Origin of the sequence: Hydrogenophaga palleronii NBRC 102513, assembly GCF_001571225.1 — a bacterium.
Classification (GTDB): Bacteria; Pseudomonadota; Gammaproteobacteria; order Burkholderiales; family Burkholderiaceae_C; genus Hydrogenophaga; species Hydrogenophaga palleronii.
Map to the genome: position 1 here is coordinate 1 of NZ_BCTJ01000052.1, position 17,947 is coordinate 17,947.

The following is a 17,947-nucleotide window of genomic DNA, read 5'->3' on the forward strand; positions in this document are numbered from 1 at the left end:
TGGTGCGGCTGGCGCGGTGGCGCCAGCCAGGTGAACGTCAGGGGGGGTGTCGGTTCGGCAGCGCGCCGGCTCAGAGCACCTTGCCCGGATTCAGGATGCCCTTGGGGTCCATGGACTGCTTGAGCGTGCGCATCAGCGCAATCTGCTCGGGCGAGCGGGCGTGGCCGAGCCAGCGGCGCTTGATGGTGCCGATGCCGTGCTCGGCCGACACCGTGCCGCCGTACTGCTGCACCAGGCTGTAGACCACCTCTTCCACCTCGTCCTTGGGCTGCACGGCGTCGCCGGCGCGGTAGGCCACGATGTGCACGTTGCCGTCACCGATGTGGCCGTAGAACACGCTTTCCAGGCCGGGCACCTTGACGGCCAGCTCGGCCTTGCAGGCGCGGGCGTATTCGTCCATGGCGGTCTGCGGCAGGCCGATGTCGAAGGCCAGGTGGCCGGGCCAGGTCTGGTGCAGTTCGCCGCAGGCATCGCGCACACCCCAGAGGGCCTGCTCTTCGGCCAGCGACTGCGCCACCACCGCGTTGGGGATCACGCCCTCTTCCAGCAACGACTCCATCCACGATTCGAAGCGCGGCAGATCGGCCTGCGGGTCGGTGCCCAGGGCTTCGATCAGCACGTAGGCGCCGTAGGGCGTGTCGTCGCCGGCAAACGGGTTGCGCGCGCGCAGTTCGCCCACGGCGCGGTTCCAGTAGTCGGGCCACATCACCTCGAAGGCCGACAGCAGCGGGCCCAGGCCCGAACGCGCCGCGCCCAGCAGGCGCAGCACGGCGGCGTAGTCTTCGCAGGCGCACATGGCGACCACCGACGAACCGGCCTTGGGGAACATGCGCAGCACCACGCGGGTGATGATGCCCAGGGTGCCTTCGCTGCCGATGAACACGTGCTTGAGGTCAAAGCCCGCGTTGTTCTTGATCATCTTGTTCAGGCTGTTGACGACGGTGCCGTCGGCCAGCACCGCTTCCACGCCCAGCACCATCTCGCGCGCCATGCCGTAGCGGATCACGCGGTTGCCACCGGCGTTGGTCGACAGGTTGCCACCAATCGCGCAGGAGCCCCGCGCGCCCAGGTCGAGCGGGCAGAAGAAGCCGGCCGCCAGCGCGGCCTGCTGCACGGTTTCCAGCGGCGTGCCGGCGGCCACCGTCATGGTGGCGGCTGCGGTGTCGATTTCTTCGATGCCGACCATGCGTTCCAGCGACAACGCGATCTCGTTCGCGCTGGCGCGGGCGCCGCCGCACAGCCCGGTCAGGCCGCCTTGCGGCACCACACCGATGCCGTGCGCGTGGCAGATGCGCATCGCGGTGGCCACACCGGCGGTGTCGGCCGGGCGCACCACCGCCATCGGCGGGCTGGGCGGCAGGCCGCTGTAGTCGTTGTGGTTGCGCACCGGCACGGCATCGCCGATCAGCACCGCGACGGGGCCAAGTTGGTCGAGCAATTCCTGCAGGGCGGGATGGGAAACGGCGAGCGTGGACATAGACGGCGATGAACGGATGAAAAAGAAAAAGTCGAGAAACCGGTGTCAGGAACCGAAGCGGTCGTCCAGGCTTTTGTGGAAGTCCAGGTCAACCAGTTCGGTGAAGTCGGCGTAGCTCACCATGCCGCCAGCCGCGCCCAGCGGCGTGCCGGCGCGCTTGAGTTCGGCCAGCGCATCGGAGACCGCGCGCACGGCGGTGAACAGCGCGGTGACGGCGTAGAACACAACCGAGAAACCCATGCCCTGCAGCTGCGCGGCGGTGAGTGCGGCGGCCGGTGTGCCATCGACCAGCGAGACCACCTTGGGGCCTGGCACGGCGCGGGCCACGGCCTCCACCTCGGCCACGGTCTTGATGCCGTCGACGAACACCAGGTCCACCCCGGCGCCCTGGTACAGCTTGGCGCGGCGCACGGCCTCGTCGATGCCGGCGGCGGGCAGCGCATCGGTGCGGCCGATGATGAGCATGTCGCCATCGCCACGCGCCTCGATCGCACAGCACAGGCGGCGCACGTTTTCACCGGCGTCCATCAGACGGATGCCGGCCATCTGGCCGCAGCGCTTGGGCGCGACCTGGTCTTCCAGGTGGATCGCGGCCACGCCGGACTGCAGGTACTCGCGCACCGTGCGGTGGATGTTGGACGGGCCGCCGTAACCGGTGTCGGCATCGGCGATCACCGGGATGTCCACCGCGCGCACCATGTCGCGTGCGTGGCCGGTCATCTCGGTCTGGCTCAGCAGACCGATGTCGGGCGTGCCCAGGCGGCTGGCGGTGGCGCCGAAGCCGGTCATGTAGACGGCCGGGAAACCGGCCTTCTGCACCAGGCGGGCGGTGATGGCGTCGGGCGCGCCGGGCGCCATGACGATCTCGCCGGCTTGCAGCAGGCGGCGCAGTTGGGAAGCTTGGGTCATGTGGAAGAGGTATTGGAAAAACGAGGCTGCCGCGGCGCGGGCGCCTGGGCGATGCGGCCGCTGTCCACGGCCAGCTTGTAGGCGTCCACGGTGCGGTCGATGTGCACGCGCAGCAGGCGTTCGAGGGCGGCGAAGTCGCCCTGGTCGATCAGGGCGATGACGGTGCGGTGCTCGTCCAGCGAGACCTCGCGCGCGTCGGAAAACTGGCGCGACATCGCGGTGCGCAGCGCACCGATCTTGCCGGCCACCAGGTTGTAGGCATCGAGCAGATACGGGTTGCCCGAGTACTGGAAGAAGGTGAGGTGGAAGGCCGAGTCGGCGTGGCCGTAGCGCACGTTGTCGTCGGCGTCGATGGCGGCCTGCATCTCTTCCAGGCCGGCCTGCATGGCGCGCACCACGCCGTCGTGGTCGTGGGCGTGCGCGCAGCGCGCGGCCTGTACTTCCAGCATGACGCGGAAGTCGCAGATCGCGCGCATGTCCTCTTCGCTCGGCTGAAACACGAAGCTGCCGCGCTTGGGCCGGATTTCCACCAGCCCGGTGTTCTGCAGCAGCGAGAGCGCGTCGCGCACCGGCGTGCGGCTGACACCGAACAGCGCGGCCAGCGAGTCTTCCGAGATCATCTCGCCGAGCGCGAACTCACCGTCGATGATGGCCTGGCGCAGGCGCTTGGCAACGATCTCGGTGAGCGACTTGGGCAGCTCGAAGTCGAACTTGCGGTTCATGCGGTGTCCTCGTGTTGAAAGATGGCTGCGACCTTAGCTGAGCACCAGGCCACCGTCGATGTTGATCGACTGGCCCGTCATGTAGTCCGAGGCGGGCGAGGCCAGGAACAGCGCCAGGCCGGCCACGTCCTGCGGCGTCTGCGCGCGGCCCAGCGGCACGTTGGCCACGCGGCTGGCGAACACGTCGCCTTCGCGGCCGTTGTTCAACTGCGCCAGGTCGCGGTCCATGCGGGTCCACATGTCGGTGGCGACGATGCCGGGGCACAGCGCGTTGACGGTGATGTCCGGCGACAGCGAATAGGCCGCGGTCTGCGTCAGGCTGACGACCGCCGCCTTGCTGGCGCGGTAAGGGCCCTGGTACGGCGCCATGATGCCGGCGCCATAACGTGCGGCGATGGACGCCATGGTGATCACCTTGCCACGCGGGCGGCCGGCGGCCAGCGGTTCCTGCGTCTTCATCTGCCGCGCCGCGGCCTGCAGGCTCAGGAAGGCGCCCTTGACGTTGACGGCGAAGTGCAGGTCCCAGTCGGCGGCCTGCAGTTCCATGAAGGGTTTCACCTGGGCCACGCCGGCGTTGCAGACGATCACGTCCAGGCGGCCGTAGGCGCCCACGGCGGTCTGCACCATGCGTTCGCAGGCGGCGGCATCGGTCACGTCGGCGGCAGCGGCTTCGGCCTCGTGGCCTTCGGCGCGCAACGTGTCGCGCGCGGCGAGGCAGGCCTCGGCGTTCACGTCGGACAACACGACGCGCGCGCCGGCCTGCGCGAAGTGCCGCGCCAGGCCGAGGCCGATGCCCTGGGCCGCGCCGGTGACGGCGACGACCAGGCCGGCCGGCGGCAGGGTCTGGATGGGCTGCACGGCGGCCACGCTCACTTGGCGGTGCGGATGCGTTGCAGCTCGGCGTTCACCGCGTTCATGGTGTCGTCACCCACGACCTTGGCTTGAGCGGCGTAGACGTCCTTCACCTTGTCGCGCATGCGCTGCAGTTCGGCGGCCGACACTTCGTTGACCTGCATGCCGCCCTTCTTCAGCTTGGCGATCACTTCGGCATCGGCGGCACGGCCGACGCGGCGCGACTCTTCCTGGCCGGCGACGGCGCATTCCTGCATCACGGCCTGTTCCTGCGGCGTGAGGGTGTCGTACTTCTTCTTGGAGATCAGCACGGCCAGCGGGCTGTAGGCGTGGCGGGTCAGCGAGAGGTACTTCTGCACTTCGTAGAACTTCATGTTCTCGATCAGCGCGAGCGGGTTTTCCTGGCCGTCCACGGTGCGGGTTTCGAGCGCGGAGTACACCTCGGAGAAAGCCAGCGGCGTGGGGTTGCTGCCGAGGGCGCTGAAGGTGTCGAGGAACACCTTGTTCTGCATCACGCGCATCTTCACGCCTTGCAGGTCTTCCCACTTGGCGATCGGGCGCTTGGAGTTGCTGACGTTGCGGAAACCGTTTTCCCAGTAGGCCAGGTTCACCAGGCCGGCGGCCGCGTACCGGGGTGCGAAGGACTGGCCGACGGCGCCGTCGAGCACCTGGTCTGCTTCTTTTTCGTTGGAGAACAGGAACGGCAGGTCGAACACGGCCAGCTGCGGGATCGCACCCACCAGCGGTGCGGTGGAGGTCAGCACCATGTCCAGCGAACCGGTGCGCACTTGTTGCGAGGCGGTGGTGTCGTTGCCCAGCGCGCCGTCGTAGTAGGTGACCAGCTTGAGCTTGCCGCCGGATTTTTCGGCCGCGCACTGCGTCATCTTGGTGATGCCGAAGCTGATCGGGTGGCCCTTGGCGACGCCGGAGGACACGCGCAGCGAGCGCGCTTCAAACTGGGCCTGGGCAGGCACGGCGGCCACGAGGGCGGCCAGGGCGGCGGTGGCGAGGGCGGCGGTACGGAAGCGGTTGGACATGGAAAAGTCTCCTGGTTGGAATCGAGAAAAAAGCGGGGGGAAAGGTCTGGGGGCGGGTGGTGTGCGCGTCAACCGGTGAGCCAGCGCAGCGGCACCAGCACGATGGACGGGAACAGCACCAGCAGGAACAGCACGGCGATCTCGGCGATCAGGAAGGGCATGATTCCCTTCATCAGCTCGCCCATGCGCAGCTTGGCCACGCCGCAGACCACGTTGAGCACGATGCCCACCGGCGGCGTGATCAGGCCGATGGCGTTGTTCATGATGAACAGCACACCGAAGTACACCGGGTCGATACCGGCCTCGCGCACCAGCGGCATCAGCACCGGCGTGAGGATCAGCAGCGTCGGCGCGAAGTCCAGCGCGGTGCCGACGATCACGACCAGGATCATCATGATGGCCATCAGCAGGATCGGGCTGTCCACGAACGGCTGCAGCAGTTCGCTGACCTGTTGCGGAATGTCCGACGCCGTGATCAGCCAGCCCGAGACCAGCGCACAGGCAATCAGGAACACCACCACGGCGGTGGTCTTGGCGGCCGAGACGATCAGCGGGTAGATGGCATTCCACTTGAGTTCGCGGTACACGAACATGCCGACCACGAAGGCGTACACCGCGGCGGCCACGGCGGCTTCGGTCGGCGTGAAGATGCCGAACTTCATGCCACCGACGATGCCCACCGGCATCACCAGCGCCCAGATGCTGTTGACCGCCACCTTGGCGCGTTCGCGCATCGGCATGCGCGGCAGCACCGTCACCTTGTCCTTGCGCGCCACGATGGTCCAGGCGATCAGCAGCGACACGCCCATCAGCAGGCCCGGCACGATGGCGGCCATGAACAGCTTGCCGATCGACACGTTGGCCACCACGCCGAAGATGATCATGCCGATGGAAGGCGGCAGCACCGGCGCGATGACGCCACCGGCCGAGATCAGGCCCGCCGAGCGCGGGATGTTGTAGCCCGCCTGCCGCATCATGGGGATGAGCATGGTGGCCAGCGCGGCGGCGTCGGCCGCGGCCGAGCCGGAGATGGCGGCCATGATCACCGCGGCCAGGATGGCCACGACGCCCAGGCCACCGCGGATGTGGCCGACGAAGGCCAGCGCGAAGTTGACGATGCGCTTGGAGATGCCCCCGGCGTTCATCAGTTCGCCGGCCAGCATGAAGAAGGGAATCGCCAGCAGCGGGAAGCTGTCGGCCCCTTCGATGATCTTCTGCGACAGGATGGTGGTGTCCACCTGGCCCTGCAGCATCATCAGCGCGACGGCGCAGACCAGCAGCGCAAACGCGATCGGCATGCCCAGCGCCATGGCGCCGAGCAGCGAGAACACAAACACGCCGGCGGTCATGGGCGGCCTCCCACGGGGGCCGGTGCGGCCACCTGCTCTTCGCTTTCGTGCACGCCGATCAGCTCGTCGTCACTCAGCTCGCCCCGGGCCAGGCGCCAGAGCTTGTGCAGGGACACCAGGGCCACGCCCACGCTGGTGAAGTAACCCATACCGAAGATCCAGATCATGGACATGCCGGTGACCTGGGCGATGGTGGTGGCGTTCACCTCGTGCTGGCGCCAGGTGCCCCAGAAGAACATGGCGCAGCAGGCCAGGATGAGCAGCTCGCTGGCCAGCAGGCAAACGATCTTGCCGCCGCGCGGCAGTACCCGCACCAGCGAGTCCACGCCGAGGTGGGAGCCTTCGTGCATGGCCACCACCGCGCCCACGAAGACCAGCCAGATGAAGGCGAAGCGCGAGAGCTCTTCGGACATGACGAGGCCGGAGTCAAAGCCGTAGCGCAGCACGACGTTGCCGAACACCATGATGACCATGGCAACGAGGCAGAAGGCCAGGAAGGCCTCCAGCCCGCGGATCACGAATCCGCGTGAGGGTTGTGAGCTCGTGCTCATCGGGTGGCTGCCCGCACGCAAGCGTGGAAACAGGAAAAACGGCAAGGCATGGATGCTTCTCCGGGAAAATTCGAATGGTCGGTATTGTTGTATGTAAGGTACTGCATACATACTAGGGTAATTACCTAATCCAGTCGCAAAGGCGACGGGGCACGGCCTGCGCTCGGCCGCTATCTCGCCGGCGTGGCGCCGGCATCCGGGTCGCAGTGGGCTCAGCCGGCGAGGCGCGCGCCGGCGCGCAGAACCTCGGGTGTGGTCGTTGGCAGGCCGAAAAACGACAGGTAGGCGGGGATCTGCTCGAACAACATGTCGGTGCCGACCTGCACCGTGCAGCCGCGCGCGCGGGCGGCTTCGAGCAGGGGTGTCATTTCGGCCTTCATCACCACCTCGCCAACGAAGCTGCCGGGCGAGAGCCGGTCCACGTCCAGCGGCAGGGGGTCGTCGGCGTTCATGCCCAGCGGCGTGGCGTTCACCACCAGGTCAAAACCCTGCGGGTCCTTGCTGCCCACCCACACCTGCAGCGCCGGGTGGTGCTGGCGCAGCCGCGTGGCCAGGGCCTCGGCGGACGCGGTGCGCGGGTCGAACAGGGCCAGCGTGCCAACACCGGCACCGGCCAGCGACGCGGCAATGGCACAACCCACACCACCGCAGCCCACCACCAGGGCGCGAGCGCCCGGCAACGGCAGGCCCTTGCGGCGCAGGCCGCGCACAAAGCCCTCGCCGTCGAACATGTCGCCCACCAGGCGGCCGTCGGCGTCGCGCCGCACCGCGTTGCACGAGCCCGCCACCTGCACCGCCACGCTGGCCTCGTCGAGCAGCTCCAGGGTGGTGACCTTGTGCGGCATGGTGATGAGCGCGCCCACCGCGTTCTCCAGTGCGAAGAAGCTGCGCAGCAGCGCCGGAAAGTGCGCCGGGCGGCAGCCCATGGGCACCACCAGCGCGTTGATGCCGGCCGACTCGAAGTACGGGTTGTAGATCAACGGCGACTTGAAGGTGTGCGTCGGGAAACCGATGTGGGCAATCAGCCCGGTGTGGCCGTCGATGTGCATCGTCGTTCAGCCGCCGACCAGCGCGCCCTGCGCCACCAGGCTGGCCCGCAGCGCCACCGGGTCCACCTGGCGCACGTCCAGCTCGGCGCCACCATCGGCCTGGCAGGCCATGGCCGCCGCGGTGCCGGCGGCCTGCCCCACCGCCATCGAGATCGTCATGACCCGGATGGCCGCCAGTGCCGCGTGCGTGGCCGAGATGCCGCGCCCCGCCACCAGCGCGTTGCTGATGCCCTTGGGGATCAGGCTGCGGTAGGGAATCTGGTACGCGTGGTCGTCGCCCATGGACGAGTAGATCAGCTCGCCGCCCGCGACTGGGTGGATGTCGATCGGGTAGGCGCCGCAGGCAATGCCGTCGGCGAAGTTCTCGGGCAGGATGAGTTCTTCCGCGGTGAGGATGTGTTCACCCTCCACGCGCCGGGTTTCCCGAACGCCGACCTGCGTGGCAAACGCCTGCAGGCGGCCGTTCTCGCAACCGGGCACGGCGCGCTGCAGATAGGCCGCGGCCTGCCAGGCCTGGCGTCGCCCTTCGATCTCGGCGCGGCTGAGCGCGCTGGCGTCGGTGGCGTCGATGCCCAGGCGGCTGATGTTGAACCAGCCATCCGACGAGAACGGGTTGCGCGAGGCATGCAGCGCCGCCCGGGCCAGCTCGCCGCTGGCATAACCGGCGCGGGCCAGCGCCTGCAGCTCGGCCGGCGTCAACGCGTCGAAACGCGCGAAGTCGATCGGGCCGAAGCGGAACATCATGGTCGCCGGCTGCAGGTCGTCGCCCTGCTCCAGTGGCAGGAAAGGCGCGCCCGCGCGGTGCAGCACGTCGATGTCACCCGAGGTGTCGATCAGCACCCGCGGGTGCACCTCAATCTCGCCACTCTTGGTGAGCAGGCGCACGGCACGCACGCGGCCGCCTTCGCAGTCCACGCCGCACACGCTGGTGTGCAGCATCGGCTGCACGCCGGCTTCGGTCACCAGATCGTCCAGCACCAGCTTGAGCACCTCGGGCGCGTACTCCACGCGGTCCATGCGGTGCCCGGTCGACATCACGAACACATCGTGCGGCCGCGCCGCGCCATAGGCCTCCAGGCGCTGCACCACTTCGGCGGCCAGGCCGGCGATGACGCGGCGGCCGGCGCTGGTCTGCCAGCTGTTGAACTGGGCCACCGCACCACCGGTGGCATTGCCACCCAGAAAGCCGTAACGCTCGACCAGCAGCACCGACGCGCCTGCGCGCGCCGCCGCCACTGCCGCCATGGTGCCGGCGACACCGCCGCCACACACCAGCACATCGGTGTCCATGCTCAGCCCGCCTTGATGCCGCGCGCCTTGATCACCGCAGCGTAACGCTCGGTCTCGGACTTCATGAACTTCGTGGTCTCGGCGCGGCTTTCGATCACCGGCGTCACACCCAGGGTGGCGAAGCGGTTGCGCACCGAATCCGACGCCAGCGCGGCGGCCAGCAGCGACTCCAGCCGAGCCATGCCGGCGGCGGGGATCGAATCCTTCGGCGCGAACAGCGCGGCCCAGCCCAGCACTTCCAGGCTCGGCTGGTTCAGGGAACGGAAGGTCGGCACGCCCGGCAGCTCCGGCGCTTCCTTGGGCGAAGACACGGCGATGGCGCGCAGCCGTCCCGAACGCACATGGGGCAACACGCTGGGCAGGTTCAGGAAGCCCATGGACACCAGGCCGCTCATCAGATCGGGCATGAGCGCACTCTCGCCCTTGTAGGGCACGGTGGTGAGCGAGGTGCCGGTCTGGCCGGCGAAGATTTCCGCGGCCAGGTGGGCCAGCGTGCCGTTGCCGCTGTTGCCCGCGGTCAGGTGGCCGGGCTTGGCCTTGGCTTCGGCGATCACGTCGGCCAGCGTCTTCGGCGCCGAGCTGGCGGGCACCACCAGCACCAGCGGCTGGGACGACACCATGCCGAGCGCGTCGAAATCGCGCGCCACGTCGTAGCCGATGGCGGGCATCAGCGAGGGGTTGATCACCATGCTGTTGCTACCCATCAGCAGGGTGTGGCCGTCCTTGCTCTGCGCGGCCGCGGCCACGCCGATGGCGCTGCCCGCACCCGGCTTGTTCTCCACGATCACGCCCTGGCCCAGCTGCGGCGCCAGCAATTCGGCCAGCACGCGGGCCGAGCTGTCGGCACCACCACCCGGCGCGAACGGCACGATGATGCGCACGGGGCGCGTGGGCCAGGCGCTGTTGGCCAGCACGCCCTGCGGCCAGACGGCGGCGGCACAGCCCAGTGCGGCGGCACCGGACAGCAGCGCACGGCGGCGCAGCACCGGCGTCATCGGGGATTCGGGCAGGGGCGAAGAGGAATGCGAGGGCATGTTGTGTCTCCAGACGATGGCTTTGAGGGAAGCCGGCATCGTAGGAAGCCACCCCCTAACAGGCAAATACCAATTCAATGCCATGAAATAACATCATGTTATCGACGAGGAGCTGCCATGAACCTGCGACAGATTGAAGTTTTCCGCGCCACCATGCTGACCGGCTCCACCGCCGACGCGGCCCGCCTGCTGCACGTCTCGCAGCCCGGCATCAGCCGCATGATCGGCCACATCGAGCTGCAGCTCGGCGTCAGCCTGTTCGAACGCGGCAAGGGCCGCCTCAAGCCCACGCCCGAAGCACACGCCCTGTATGCCGAGGTGGAGCAGGTGTACCGCGGCGTGCAGCGCATCGACGCGCGGGCCCAGGCGTTGAAATCGGGCGGCGGCCTGTCGGTGCGTGTGCTGGCCAGCCCGAGCACCTTGCTGGAGATCGTGCCGAGCGCGGTTGCCTCGGTGTCGGCCGACTACCCGGACTCGCGCATCTATGTGGAGTCGCAACTGGTGCGCGACATGGTGCGCCTGCTGTCCACCGGGGAAGCCGACGTGGGCATCAGCAACCTGCCGATCGACCACGCGCCGCTGGTGACGGAGGTGATCGGCGCCTGGTCATTGAGCTGCGTATTCCAGAAGGGCCACCGCTTCGAGCGCGAGACCTCGGTGCCGATTGCCGAGATCGTGAAAGAGAAGCTGATCGCCTTCAGCCCCGACACGCCCCAGGGCCGGCTGGTGGCCGAGGCCTACCCGGCCATCGACCCGCGCCAGTTCCGCATCGAGGTGCGCTCGGGCCAGGTGGCGTGCGCGCTGGCCGCGGCCGGTGCCGGCGTGGCCGTGGTGGACAGCCTCACCGCCCGCGCCTGGCCACACGACCGGCTGGCCTTCCGCCCGGTGCGCAAGGCCCCCACCAGCAAGGTCTACCGGGTGCGCAACCCCAACTTTCCCAGCTCGGCACTGGAACAGGCCCTGGTGGAGCGCGTGCGGCAGGGCTTCCGCGCGCTGACGCGGCAGCACGCTTGAAGCCAGCAGAGCACGTGGGTGGGTGCGTGGCGGCGGCAAAGGCCGCAAAGGCCGCAAAGGCGCCACAGATGTTTAAGTAATAAACAACCAAAAAAGCATTCGTTCCACATCCGTGGCTTTGAAAGGATCATCCGCCATCCCTTCAATGCACCCCATGAGGAACACATGACCACCCGCCGCCAACTGATCCAGGCTTTCGCCGCCACTGCTCTCACCGCCAGCGCGCTTTCCGCCGTGGCCCAGCCCGCGCCGGTGACGCTGCTCAACGTGTCCTACGACCCGACGCGCGAACTGTACGTCGAGTACAACGCCGCCTTCAGCAAGTTCTGGAAGGCCAAGACCGGCCAGGACGTGACCATCAAACAAAGCCATGGCGGCTCGGGCAAGCAGGCCCGCTCCATCATCGACGGCCTCGATGCCGACGTTGCCACCCTGGCCCTGGCCGGTGACACCGACGCCCTGCACGACAACGGCAACTGGATCCCCAAGGACTGGCAGAAACGCCTGCCGCTCAACAGCACACCCTACGCCTCCACCATCGTGCTGGTGACGCGCGCCGGCAACCCCAAGAACATCAAGGACTGGGACGACCTGATCCGCCCCGACGTCAAGGTCATCACGCCCAACCCCAAGACCTCCGGCGGCGCGCGCTGGAATTACCTGGCCGCCTGGGAATTTGCCAAGCGCAAGTACGGCAGCGACGACAAGGCCAAGGAATTCGTCGGCAAGCTGTACAGCAACGTGCCCGTGCTCGACACCGGCGCGCGCGGCTCCACCATCACCTTCTCGCAGCGCAACCAGGGCGACGTGCTCGTGGCCTGGGAGAACGAGGCCTACCTGCTGGAGAAGGAGTTCGGCAACAAGGTGGACTTCGTCTACCCCTCGTTGTCCATCCTGGCCGAGCCCGCCGTGACTGTTGTTGACAAGAACGTCGACAAGAAGGGCACGCGCGCCGTGGCCCAGGCCTATCTGGAATACCTGTACACCGAAGAGGCGCAGGACATCATCGGCAAGCACTTCTACCGCCCGACCTCGGCCAAGGCCCAGGCCAAGTACGCCAAGCAGCTGCCCAAGATCAACCTGTTCAAGATCGAAGACGCCTTCGGTGGTTGGGAAAAAGCCGCCAAGGTGCACTTCTCCGACGGTGGCAGCTTCGACCAGATCTACACCAAGAAGTAAGCCCAGCCAGCCCTGCACCACCACGTTTCGGAAAGCCACACCGTGTCCATTCTCCTGATCGCCGGCAGCCCGTCCGAGCATTCCCGCTCGGCGGCCCTGCTCGACGCGGTGTCCCAACGACTGGGCTTGCGCCATGCGCTCATCGAGCGCCTGCACATCCGGGATCTGTCGCCCCAGGCCCTGCTGCTCGCGGACGTGAACCACAAGTCCATCCGCGCGGCGGTGAGCCAGGTGGACACCGCCCGCGCCATCGTGGTCGCCACGCCGGTCTACAAGGCGGCCTACAGCGGCGTGCTCAAGGTGTTCCTGGATTTGCTGCCGCAATCGGCCCTCAAGGGCAAGGTGGTGTTGCCGCTGGCCACCGGCGGCAGCCCGCACCACATGCTGGCGCTCGACTACGCGCTGCGGCCCGTGCTGCAGTCGCTGGCCGCGCGCCACATCCTGCCCGGGGTCTACGCCACCGACGCGCAGATTCCCAAAGACACCGAAGGTCAATACCACGTCGGTGACGACATCGGTGCCCGGCTCGACGACGCCGTGAACACCCTCCTCCACGAAGGCCTGCGAATGCCGGTCGCGGCCGGGTTTGCGCCCGTGCCGTTTGCCCAGGTGCGATGTAGCGTCTGACCCGCTGCGAGCCGGGACCCCACCCGGCCGATTTCCGCCTGCATCCCCATTCGTTTTTTCAGCCACCGCGCAGGTGGCCTGGACGGCTTTTGCCTGCGCTTCGTCACAGAGGACTTTCACCATGAGCGAACTCTTCCAACACCACCCCGATGCCGGCCCCGCCGGCACCAGCAGCGTCCCATCGCGCCTGAGCCACTTGCGGCGCTGGGCACTCGGCGCACTGGTCTTCCTGATCGCCGCCTTCGGCCTCGCGCTGCTGTTGTTGCCGGTGCCCGAGGCACACGCCCAGGGTAAGGCCGAGCTGCGCATCGGTTACCAGAAATCGGCCAGCCTGTTCGTGCTGCAGAAGGCGCAGGGCACGCTGGAGAAAAAACTCGCGCCGCTCGGCTTCGGCGTGAAATGGGTCGAGTTCCCGGCCGGCCCGCAACTGCTCGAAGGCCTGAACGTGGGCGCGGTGGACGTGGGTTACGTGGGCGAGGCCCCGCCCATCTTCGCGCAGGCCGCCGGTGCGCAGTTCGTCTACTTCGGTTTTGATCCGGCCGCGCCACGCGCCGAGGCCATCCTCGTCACCAAAGACTCGCCCATCCGGTCGGTGGCCGATCTCAAAGGCAAAAAGGTGGCGCTCAACAAGGGCAGCAACGTGCACTACCTGCTGGTGAAGCAGCTGGAAAAACACGGCCTGAAGATCACCGACATCACGCCGGTGTACCTGGCGCCCGCCGATGGCCGCGCCGCGTTCGAAAGCAAGAACGTGGACGCCTGGGTGATCTGGGACCCCTTCCAGGCCGCGGCCGAAAAAGCCACTGGCGCCCGCGTGCTGGCCGATGGCACGGGCGGTGTGGTCAACAACTACCAGTACTACCTGGGCGCGCGCCACTTCGTCAACAAGAACCCGAAGGTGATCGAAGCCCTGTTCGCCGACTCGGTGGCGCAAGGCATCTGGCTCAAGAAAAACCTGCGCCAGGCCGCCGAACTCATCGCGCCGCTGCAAGGCCTGCCGGTGGAGGTGGTGGAGCTCGCGCTGCAGCGCTACGAGTTCAACGTGAAGCCGATCACCGCCGCCGTGGCCGCCGACCAGCAAAAGATCGCCGACACCTTCTTTGATCTGAAGCTGATTCCCAAGGCCATCCGTGTGAGCGAAGCGGTGGTGGTGTCGCAACCCTGACGCCCTCACCGCCACGCGGAGCCCGCCATGTCCAAGCCCTTCGATGCGGCCGACCTGCGCCGCCACATCGCCAGGCTGCTCGCCACCACGGCCGCCGCCTGGAGCATCGCTGCCGCGAAAGCACGCAGCGCCCTTTCAACACCTGCAAAGACCACCATGACTTTCGATTTCACCAACCGCCGCCGCTTCGTCCTCTCTGGCGTGGGCGCCGCCGCACTCGCCACCCTGCCCAGCCTTTCCGCACAGGCGCAAACCACCCAACGCGTGCTGCGCATTGGCCACCAGAAAGGCTTGCTCAGCCTGCTCAAGGGCCGCGGCACGCTGGAACAGCGCCTCGCCCCGCTGGGCGTGAAGCTGAGCTGGACCGAATTCACCGCCGGCCCGGTGCAGCTCGAAGCGCTCAACGTAGGCTCGATCGACTTCGGTGACGTCGGCGAAGCGCCGCCGATCTTCGCGCAGGCCGCCGGCGCGCCGCTGGCCTACGTGGCCGCCACCGTGCCACGCCCCGCCACCGAAGCGGTGCTGGTGCCCAAGTCGTCGGCCATCAAAACGGTGGCCGACCTCAAGGGCAAGAAGGTGGCCTACAACAAGGGCTCCAACGTGCACTACTTCCTGGTGAAGCTGCTGGAGAAACACGGCCTGAAGTACGAGGACGTGCAGTCCGTCTTCCTGCCGCCGTCGGACGCGCGGGCCGCGTTCGAAAAGGGCGCCATCGACGCCTGGGTGATCTGGGACCCGTTCCTGGCCGCCGCCGAAGTCGGCCTGGAAGGCCGCATCCTGGCCGACGCCACCGGCGTGGTGAACAACCGCGCCTACTACTTCTCCACGCTCGACTACGCGGCGAAGAACGCCGACGTGGTGAAGGTGCTGATCGAAGAAATCAACAAGCTCGACCAGTGGGGCAGCGCCCACCGCGACGCCCTGGCCGCCGAGTTCGCGCCGCTGTGGGGCCTGCCCAAGCCGGTGGTGGACCGCTCGGTGGCGCGCGCCGTCTATGGCACGGGCCCGATCACCAAGGCCATCCTGCAAGAGCAACAGGTCATCGCCGACACCTTCTTCAACCTCAAGCTGATCCCGAAAAAGATCAACGTGCTTGAAGCCGCCGTAAATGCGGGTTGACCACCCCCGCCGCGCTTCGCGCGACCCCCTCAAGGGGGCGGCACCAGAGGCCCGGCAAAGCCGGTTCCTCGGCGCCACTTGAACAAACCCCTTCGCTCGGAACGCTATGTCACTCAACATCTTCTGGTTCATCCCCACCCACGGCGACAGTCGCTACCTGGGTACGGCGCAAGGTGGGCGGCAGCTCAGCCACGACTACCTCAAGCAGGTGGCCCAGGCCGCGGACAGCCTGGGTTACGAAGGTGTGCTGATTCCCACCGGCCGTTCCTGCGAAGACCCGTGGGTGGTGGCGGCCAGCCTGCTGCCGGTGACGCAGCGCCTGAAGTTCCTGGTGGCCGTGCGCCCCGGCCTGCACCAGCCGGCGCTGGCCGCACGCATGGCCGCCAGCTTCGACCGCCTCTCGGGCGGGCGCCTGCTCATCAACCTCGTCACCGGTGGTGACCGCGCCGAGCTGGAAGGCGACGGCGTGTTCCTGGACCACGCGCAACGCTACGAACAGTCGGCCGAGTTCATCCGCATCTGGCGCGAAATTCTCTCGCGCAGCCACGACGGCGAGAGCTTCGACTACGACGGCAAGCACCTGCAGGTGAAAGGCGCCAAGCTGTTCTTCCCGCCGCTGCAGCAGCCGCACCCGCCGGTGTATTTCGGCGGTTCTTCGGAGGCCGCACACGAACTCGCGGCCGAGCAGGTCGAGACCTACCTGACCTGGGGCGAACCGCCCGCCGAGGTGGCGAAGAAAGTGGCCGACGTGCGCGCCCGCGCCGCCAGGCATGGCCGCACGGTGAAGTTCGGCATCCGCCTGCACGTGATCGTGCGCGAGACCGACGCCGAAGCCTGGGCCGCTGCCGACGCGCTCATCAGCAAGCTCGACGACGACGTGGTGAACCGCGCGCAGGCCGCGTTTGCCAAGATGGATTCGGAAGGCCAGCGCCGCATGGCCGCGCTGCACGCCGGCGGGGCCAAGCGCACCCGCGCCGACCTGGAGATCAGCCCCAACCTGTGGGCCGGCGTCGGCCTGGTGCGTGGTGGTGCCGGCACCGCGCTGGTGGGCGACCCGCTGACGGTGGCCGCGCGCATCCAGGAATACGCCGACCTGGGCCTGGAGAACTTCATCTTCTCGGGCTACCCGCACCTGGAAGAGGCCTACCGGTTTGCCGAGCTGGTGTTCCCGCTGCTGCCGCGCCAGTTGCGCGAGAAGCTGCTGCCCGGCGCACCGCTCACCGGCCCCTTCGGGGAGACCGTGGCCAATGTGTTCGTGCCACGCGCCGCACAAAGCTGAGGACGCGCCATGAGCATCCACTCCATCCACCACGTGCAGCTCGGCTTTCCCGCCGGGCAGCAGGCCCTGGTGCGGCACTTCTACGGCGAGCTGCTCGGCCTGAAGGAATTCCGCCTGGGTGGCACGGGCAACGCCCTGCGCTTCTACGCCGCCTCGCAGCGCGTGGACCTGGTGCCGGTGCCCGACTGGACACCCGCGCCGGCAACGCAGCCCTCGCGCCTGGCCTTCGAGGTCCAGAACCTGCCGGGCTTTCGCGCCCGCCTGCTCGGTGCCGGCCTGCAGATCGACGAGACCCGTCCGCTGCCCGGCCACCTGCGCTTTTACGTCAACGACCCGGCCGGCAACCCGCTCGAATTCCTCGAACCCGATCTCTCACAAGGCAGTGAAGCACCATGACCCAGTCCGCCCAGGCACAAACCCTTCGCGAGGCCTCCGTCACGCCCGTGCCCGACACCTTCGACGCCCCCGGCTGGGGCCTGCTGCCAGGCCGCATTGCCGCACCCCGGGTCGGCCAGCTGCTGCGCTCGGCGTGGCAACGTTTCCTGCCCTGGCTGGTGCCGGTGCTGCTGGTGGTGCTGTGGCAGCTGTCCTCGTCCTTCGGCTGGTTGTCCACCCGCGTGCTGCCGGCACCGGTGGACGTGGTGGCCGCGTTCTGGACGCTGGCGCTCTCCGGTGAACTGTGGACGCACGTGAAGGTGAGCGCCGGCCGCGCGCTGATCGGCCTGGCGGTGGGCGGTGGCCTGGGCCTGCTGCTGGGCCTGCTCACCGGTTCGGTGAAGTTCTTCGAGACCCTGCTCGACTCCAGCATCCAGATGGTGCGCAACATCCCTGCGCTGGCGCTGATTCCGTTGGTCATCCTGTGGTTCGGCATCGACGAAGTGGCCAAGCTGTTCCTGATCGCGGTGGCGGTGTTCTTCCCGATCTACCTCAACACCTTCCACGGCATCCGCAACGTGGACCCGGGCCTGATCGAAATGGGCCGCACCTATGGCCTCTCGCGCTGGGGCCTGTACACCCAGATCATCCTGCCCGGCGCGCTGTCGTCCATCCTGGTCGGCCTGCGGTTTTCGCTCGGCCTGATGTGGGTGATCCTGATCGTGGCCGAGACCATCTCGGCCCAGGCCGGCATCGGTTACCTGACGATGAACGCACGCGAATTCCTGCAGACCGACATCGTGCTGGTGGGCATCCTGCTCTACGCCGCGCTCGGCAAGCTGGCCGATGTGTTCGCCCGCAGTCTTGAAAGCTACTGGCTGCGCTGGCACCCGGGGTATCAGAAATGAACACCCCCCTG

Annotated in this window: 18 protein-coding genes; 8 read left to right on the forward strand and 10 right to left on the reverse strand. The window is 67.8% G+C overall.

The window, feature by feature from the left end; all coding sequences use genetic code 11:
* Positions 1-70 precede the first annotated feature (70 nt).
* From HPA01S_RS20865 to HPA01S_RS20910, 10 genes are all read right to left on the reverse strand, one after another.
* The gene (locus tag HPA01S_RS20865; protein ID WP_066273151.1) at positions 71-1,477 is read right to left on the reverse strand and encodes an FAD-binding oxidoreductase; all 1,407 of its coding nucleotides are present in this window, start codon (positions 1,475-1,477) and stop codon (positions 71-73) included.
* A gap of 45 nt (positions 1,478-1,522) precedes the next feature.
* Complete coding sequence (locus HPA01S_RS20870; protein WP_066273154.1) at positions 1,523-2,386, reverse strand: isocitrate lyase/PEP mutase family protein; 864 nt, start codon at positions 2,384-2,386, stop codon at positions 1,523-1,525.
* The gene (locus tag HPA01S_RS20875; protein ID WP_066273156.1) at positions 2,383-3,108 is read right to left on the reverse strand and encodes a GntR family transcriptional regulator; all 726 of its coding nucleotides are present in this window, start codon (positions 3,106-3,108) and stop codon (positions 2,383-2,385) included. Before HPA01S_RS20875 ends, HPA01S_RS20870 begins: the two co-directional genes overlap by 4 nt.
* Before the next feature lie 33 nt (positions 3,109-3,141).
* Positions 3,142-3,981 (reverse strand): SDR family NAD(P)-dependent oxidoreductase, encoded by an 840-nt coding sequence (locus HPA01S_RS20880; protein WP_066273161.1) that lies wholly within the window; start codon positions 3,979-3,981, stop codon positions 3,142-3,144.
* Entirely contained in the window at positions 3,978-4,997 is a 1,020-nt protein-coding gene (locus HPA01S_RS20885; RefSeq protein ID WP_066273162.1) for a TRAP transporter substrate-binding protein, read from the reverse strand. The genes HPA01S_RS20880 and HPA01S_RS20885 overlap by 4 nt, the downstream gene beginning before the upstream one ends.
* Positions 4,998-5,065: 68 nt before the next feature.
* On the reverse strand, positions 5,066-6,346 hold the full coding sequence (locus tag HPA01S_RS20890; RefSeq protein WP_066273163.1) for a TRAP transporter large permease: 1,281 nt from the start codon (positions 6,344-6,346) through the stop codon (positions 5,066-5,068).
* Entirely contained in the window at positions 6,343-6,897 is a 555-nt protein-coding gene (locus HPA01S_RS20895; RefSeq protein ID WP_066273183.1) for a TRAP transporter small permease, read from the reverse strand. Before HPA01S_RS20895 ends, HPA01S_RS20890 begins: the two co-directional genes overlap by 4 nt.
* A gap of 212 nt (positions 6,898-7,109) precedes the next feature.
* Positions 7,110-7,946 carry a shikimate dehydrogenase family protein gene (locus HPA01S_RS20900; protein WP_066273167.1) on the reverse strand — a complete coding sequence of 279 codons (837 nt, stop codon included), beginning with the start codon at positions 7,944-7,946 and terminating at the stop codon, positions 7,110-7,112.
* Positions 7,947-7,952: 6 nt separating this feature from the next.
* Entirely contained in the window at positions 7,953-9,236 is a 1,284-nt protein-coding gene (locus tag HPA01S_RS20905; RefSeq protein ID WP_066273168.1) for an FAD-dependent oxidoreductase, read from the reverse strand.
* Between the two features lie 2 nt (positions 9,237-9,238).
* Positions 9,239-10,270 (reverse strand): Bug family tripartite tricarboxylate transporter substrate binding protein, encoded by a 1,032-nt coding sequence (locus tag HPA01S_RS20910; protein WP_245638714.1) that lies wholly within the window; start codon positions 10,268-10,270, stop codon positions 9,239-9,241.
* Between the two features lie 117 nt (positions 10,271-10,387).
* On the opposite strand from HPA01S_RS20910, the gene HPA01S_RS20915 reads away from it, so the two are divergent.
* The 8 genes from HPA01S_RS20915 to ssuC all read left to right on the forward strand — a co-directional run bounded on the left by HPA01S_RS20915 (position 10,388) and on the right by ssuC (position 17,936).
* The gene (locus HPA01S_RS20915; RefSeq protein WP_066273171.1) at positions 10,388-11,284 is read left to right on the forward strand and encodes a LysR family transcriptional regulator; all 897 of its coding nucleotides are present in this window, start codon (positions 10,388-10,390) and stop codon (positions 11,282-11,284) included.
* A gap of 165 nt (positions 11,285-11,449) precedes the next feature.
* Positions 11,450-12,463, forward strand: coding sequence for a sulfate ABC transporter substrate-binding protein (locus HPA01S_RS20920; RefSeq protein ID WP_066273173.1), 1,014 nt, complete (start codon positions 11,450-11,452; stop codon positions 12,461-12,463).
* Positions 12,464-12,505: 42 nt separating this feature from the next.
* Complete coding sequence (ssuE, locus tag HPA01S_RS20925) at positions 12,506-13,090, forward strand: NADPH-dependent FMN reductase (RefSeq protein WP_066273175.1); 585 nt, start codon at positions 12,506-12,508, stop codon at positions 13,088-13,090.
* A gap of 121 nt (positions 13,091-13,211) precedes the next feature.
* Complete coding sequence (locus HPA01S_RS20930) at positions 13,212-14,255, forward strand: sulfonate ABC transporter substrate-binding protein (protein ID WP_084360881.1); 1,044 nt, start codon at positions 13,212-13,214, stop codon at positions 14,253-14,255.
* 156 nt (positions 14,256-14,411) lie between these two features.
* The gene (locus HPA01S_RS20935; RefSeq protein ID WP_066273189.1) at positions 14,412-15,374 is read left to right on the forward strand and encodes a sulfonate ABC transporter substrate-binding protein; all 963 of its coding nucleotides are present in this window, start codon (positions 14,412-14,414) and stop codon (positions 15,372-15,374) included.
* 106 nt (positions 15,375-15,480) lie between these two features.
* Positions 15,481-16,653: an FMNH2-dependent alkanesulfonate monooxygenase gene (gene ssuD / locus HPA01S_RS20940; protein ID WP_066273177.1), complete on the forward strand. Its 1,173-nt coding sequence runs from the start codon at positions 15,481-15,483 to the stop codon at positions 16,651-16,653.
* A gap of 9 nt (positions 16,654-16,662) precedes the next feature.
* A complete protein-coding gene (locus HPA01S_RS20945) occupies positions 16,663-17,049 on the forward strand; it encodes a VOC family protein (RefSeq protein ID WP_066273179.1) in 387 nt (128 codons plus the stop codon).
* Entirely contained in the window at positions 17,046-17,936 is an 891-nt protein-coding gene (ssuC, locus tag HPA01S_RS20950) for an aliphatic sulfonate ABC transporter permease SsuC (protein ID WP_066273181.1), read from the forward strand. Before HPA01S_RS20945 ends, ssuC begins: the two co-directional genes overlap by 4 nt.
* Positions 17,937-17,947 lie beyond the last annotated feature (11 nt).

Excerpts from the sequence above, each read along its gene's own strand:
- HPA01S_RS20865 (WP_066273151.1), bottom strand. The coding sequence starts at position 1,477 with ATGTCCACGCTCGCCGTTTCCCATCCCGCCCTGCAGGAATTGCTCGAC.
- HPA01S_RS20870 (WP_066273154.1), bottom strand. The coding sequence starts at position 2,386 with ATGACCCAAGCTTCCCAACTGCGCCGCCTGCTGCAAGCCGGCGAGATC.
- HPA01S_RS20875 (WP_066273156.1), bottom strand. The coding sequence starts at position 3,108 with ATGAACCGCAAGTTCGACTTCGAGCTGCCCAAGTCGCTCACCGAGATC.
- HPA01S_RS20885 (WP_066273162.1), bottom strand. The coding sequence starts at position 4,997 with ATGTCCAACCGCTTCCGTACCGCCGCCCTCGCCACCGCCGCCCTGGCC.
- HPA01S_RS20890 (WP_066273163.1), bottom strand. The coding sequence starts at position 6,346 with ATGACCGCCGGCGTGTTTGTGTTCTCGCTGCTCGGCGCCATGGCGCTG.
- HPA01S_RS20895 (WP_066273183.1), bottom strand. The coding sequence starts at position 6,897 with ATGAGCACGAGCTCACAACCCTCACGCGGATTCGTGATCCGCGGGCTG.
- HPA01S_RS20900 (WP_066273167.1), bottom strand. The coding sequence starts at position 7,946 with ATGCACATCGACGGCCACACCGGGCTGATTGCCCACATCGGTTTCCCG.
- HPA01S_RS20905 (WP_066273168.1), bottom strand. The coding sequence starts at position 9,236 with ATGGACACCGATGTGCTGGTGTGTGGCGGCGGTGTCGCCGGCACCATG.
- HPA01S_RS20910 (WP_245638714.1), bottom strand. The coding sequence starts at position 10,270 with ATGCCCTCGCATTCCTCTTCGCCCCTGCCCGAATCCCCGATGACGCCG.
- HPA01S_RS20915 (WP_066273171.1), top strand. The coding sequence starts at position 10,388 with ATGAACCTGCGACAGATTGAAGTTTTCCGCGCCACCATGCTGACCGGC.
- HPA01S_RS20920 (WP_066273173.1), top strand. The coding sequence starts at position 11,450 with ATGACCACCCGCCGCCAACTGATCCAGGCTTTCGCCGCCACTGCTCTC.
- HPA01S_RS20930 (WP_084360881.1), top strand. The coding sequence starts at position 13,212 with ATGAGCGAACTCTTCCAACACCACCCCGATGCCGGCCCCGCCGGCACC.
- HPA01S_RS20935 (WP_066273189.1), top strand. The coding sequence starts at position 14,412 with ATGACTTTCGATTTCACCAACCGCCGCCGCTTCGTCCTCTCTGGCGTG.
- ssuD (WP_066273177.1), top strand. The coding sequence starts at position 15,481 with ATGTCACTCAACATCTTCTGGTTCATCCCCACCCACGGCGACAGTCGC.
- HPA01S_RS20945 (WP_066273179.1), top strand. The coding sequence starts at position 16,663 with ATGAGCATCCACTCCATCCACCACGTGCAGCTCGGCTTTCCCGCCGGG.
- ssuC (WP_066273181.1), top strand. The coding sequence starts at position 17,046 with ATGACCCAGTCCGCCCAGGCACAAACCCTTCGCGAGGCCTCCGTCACG.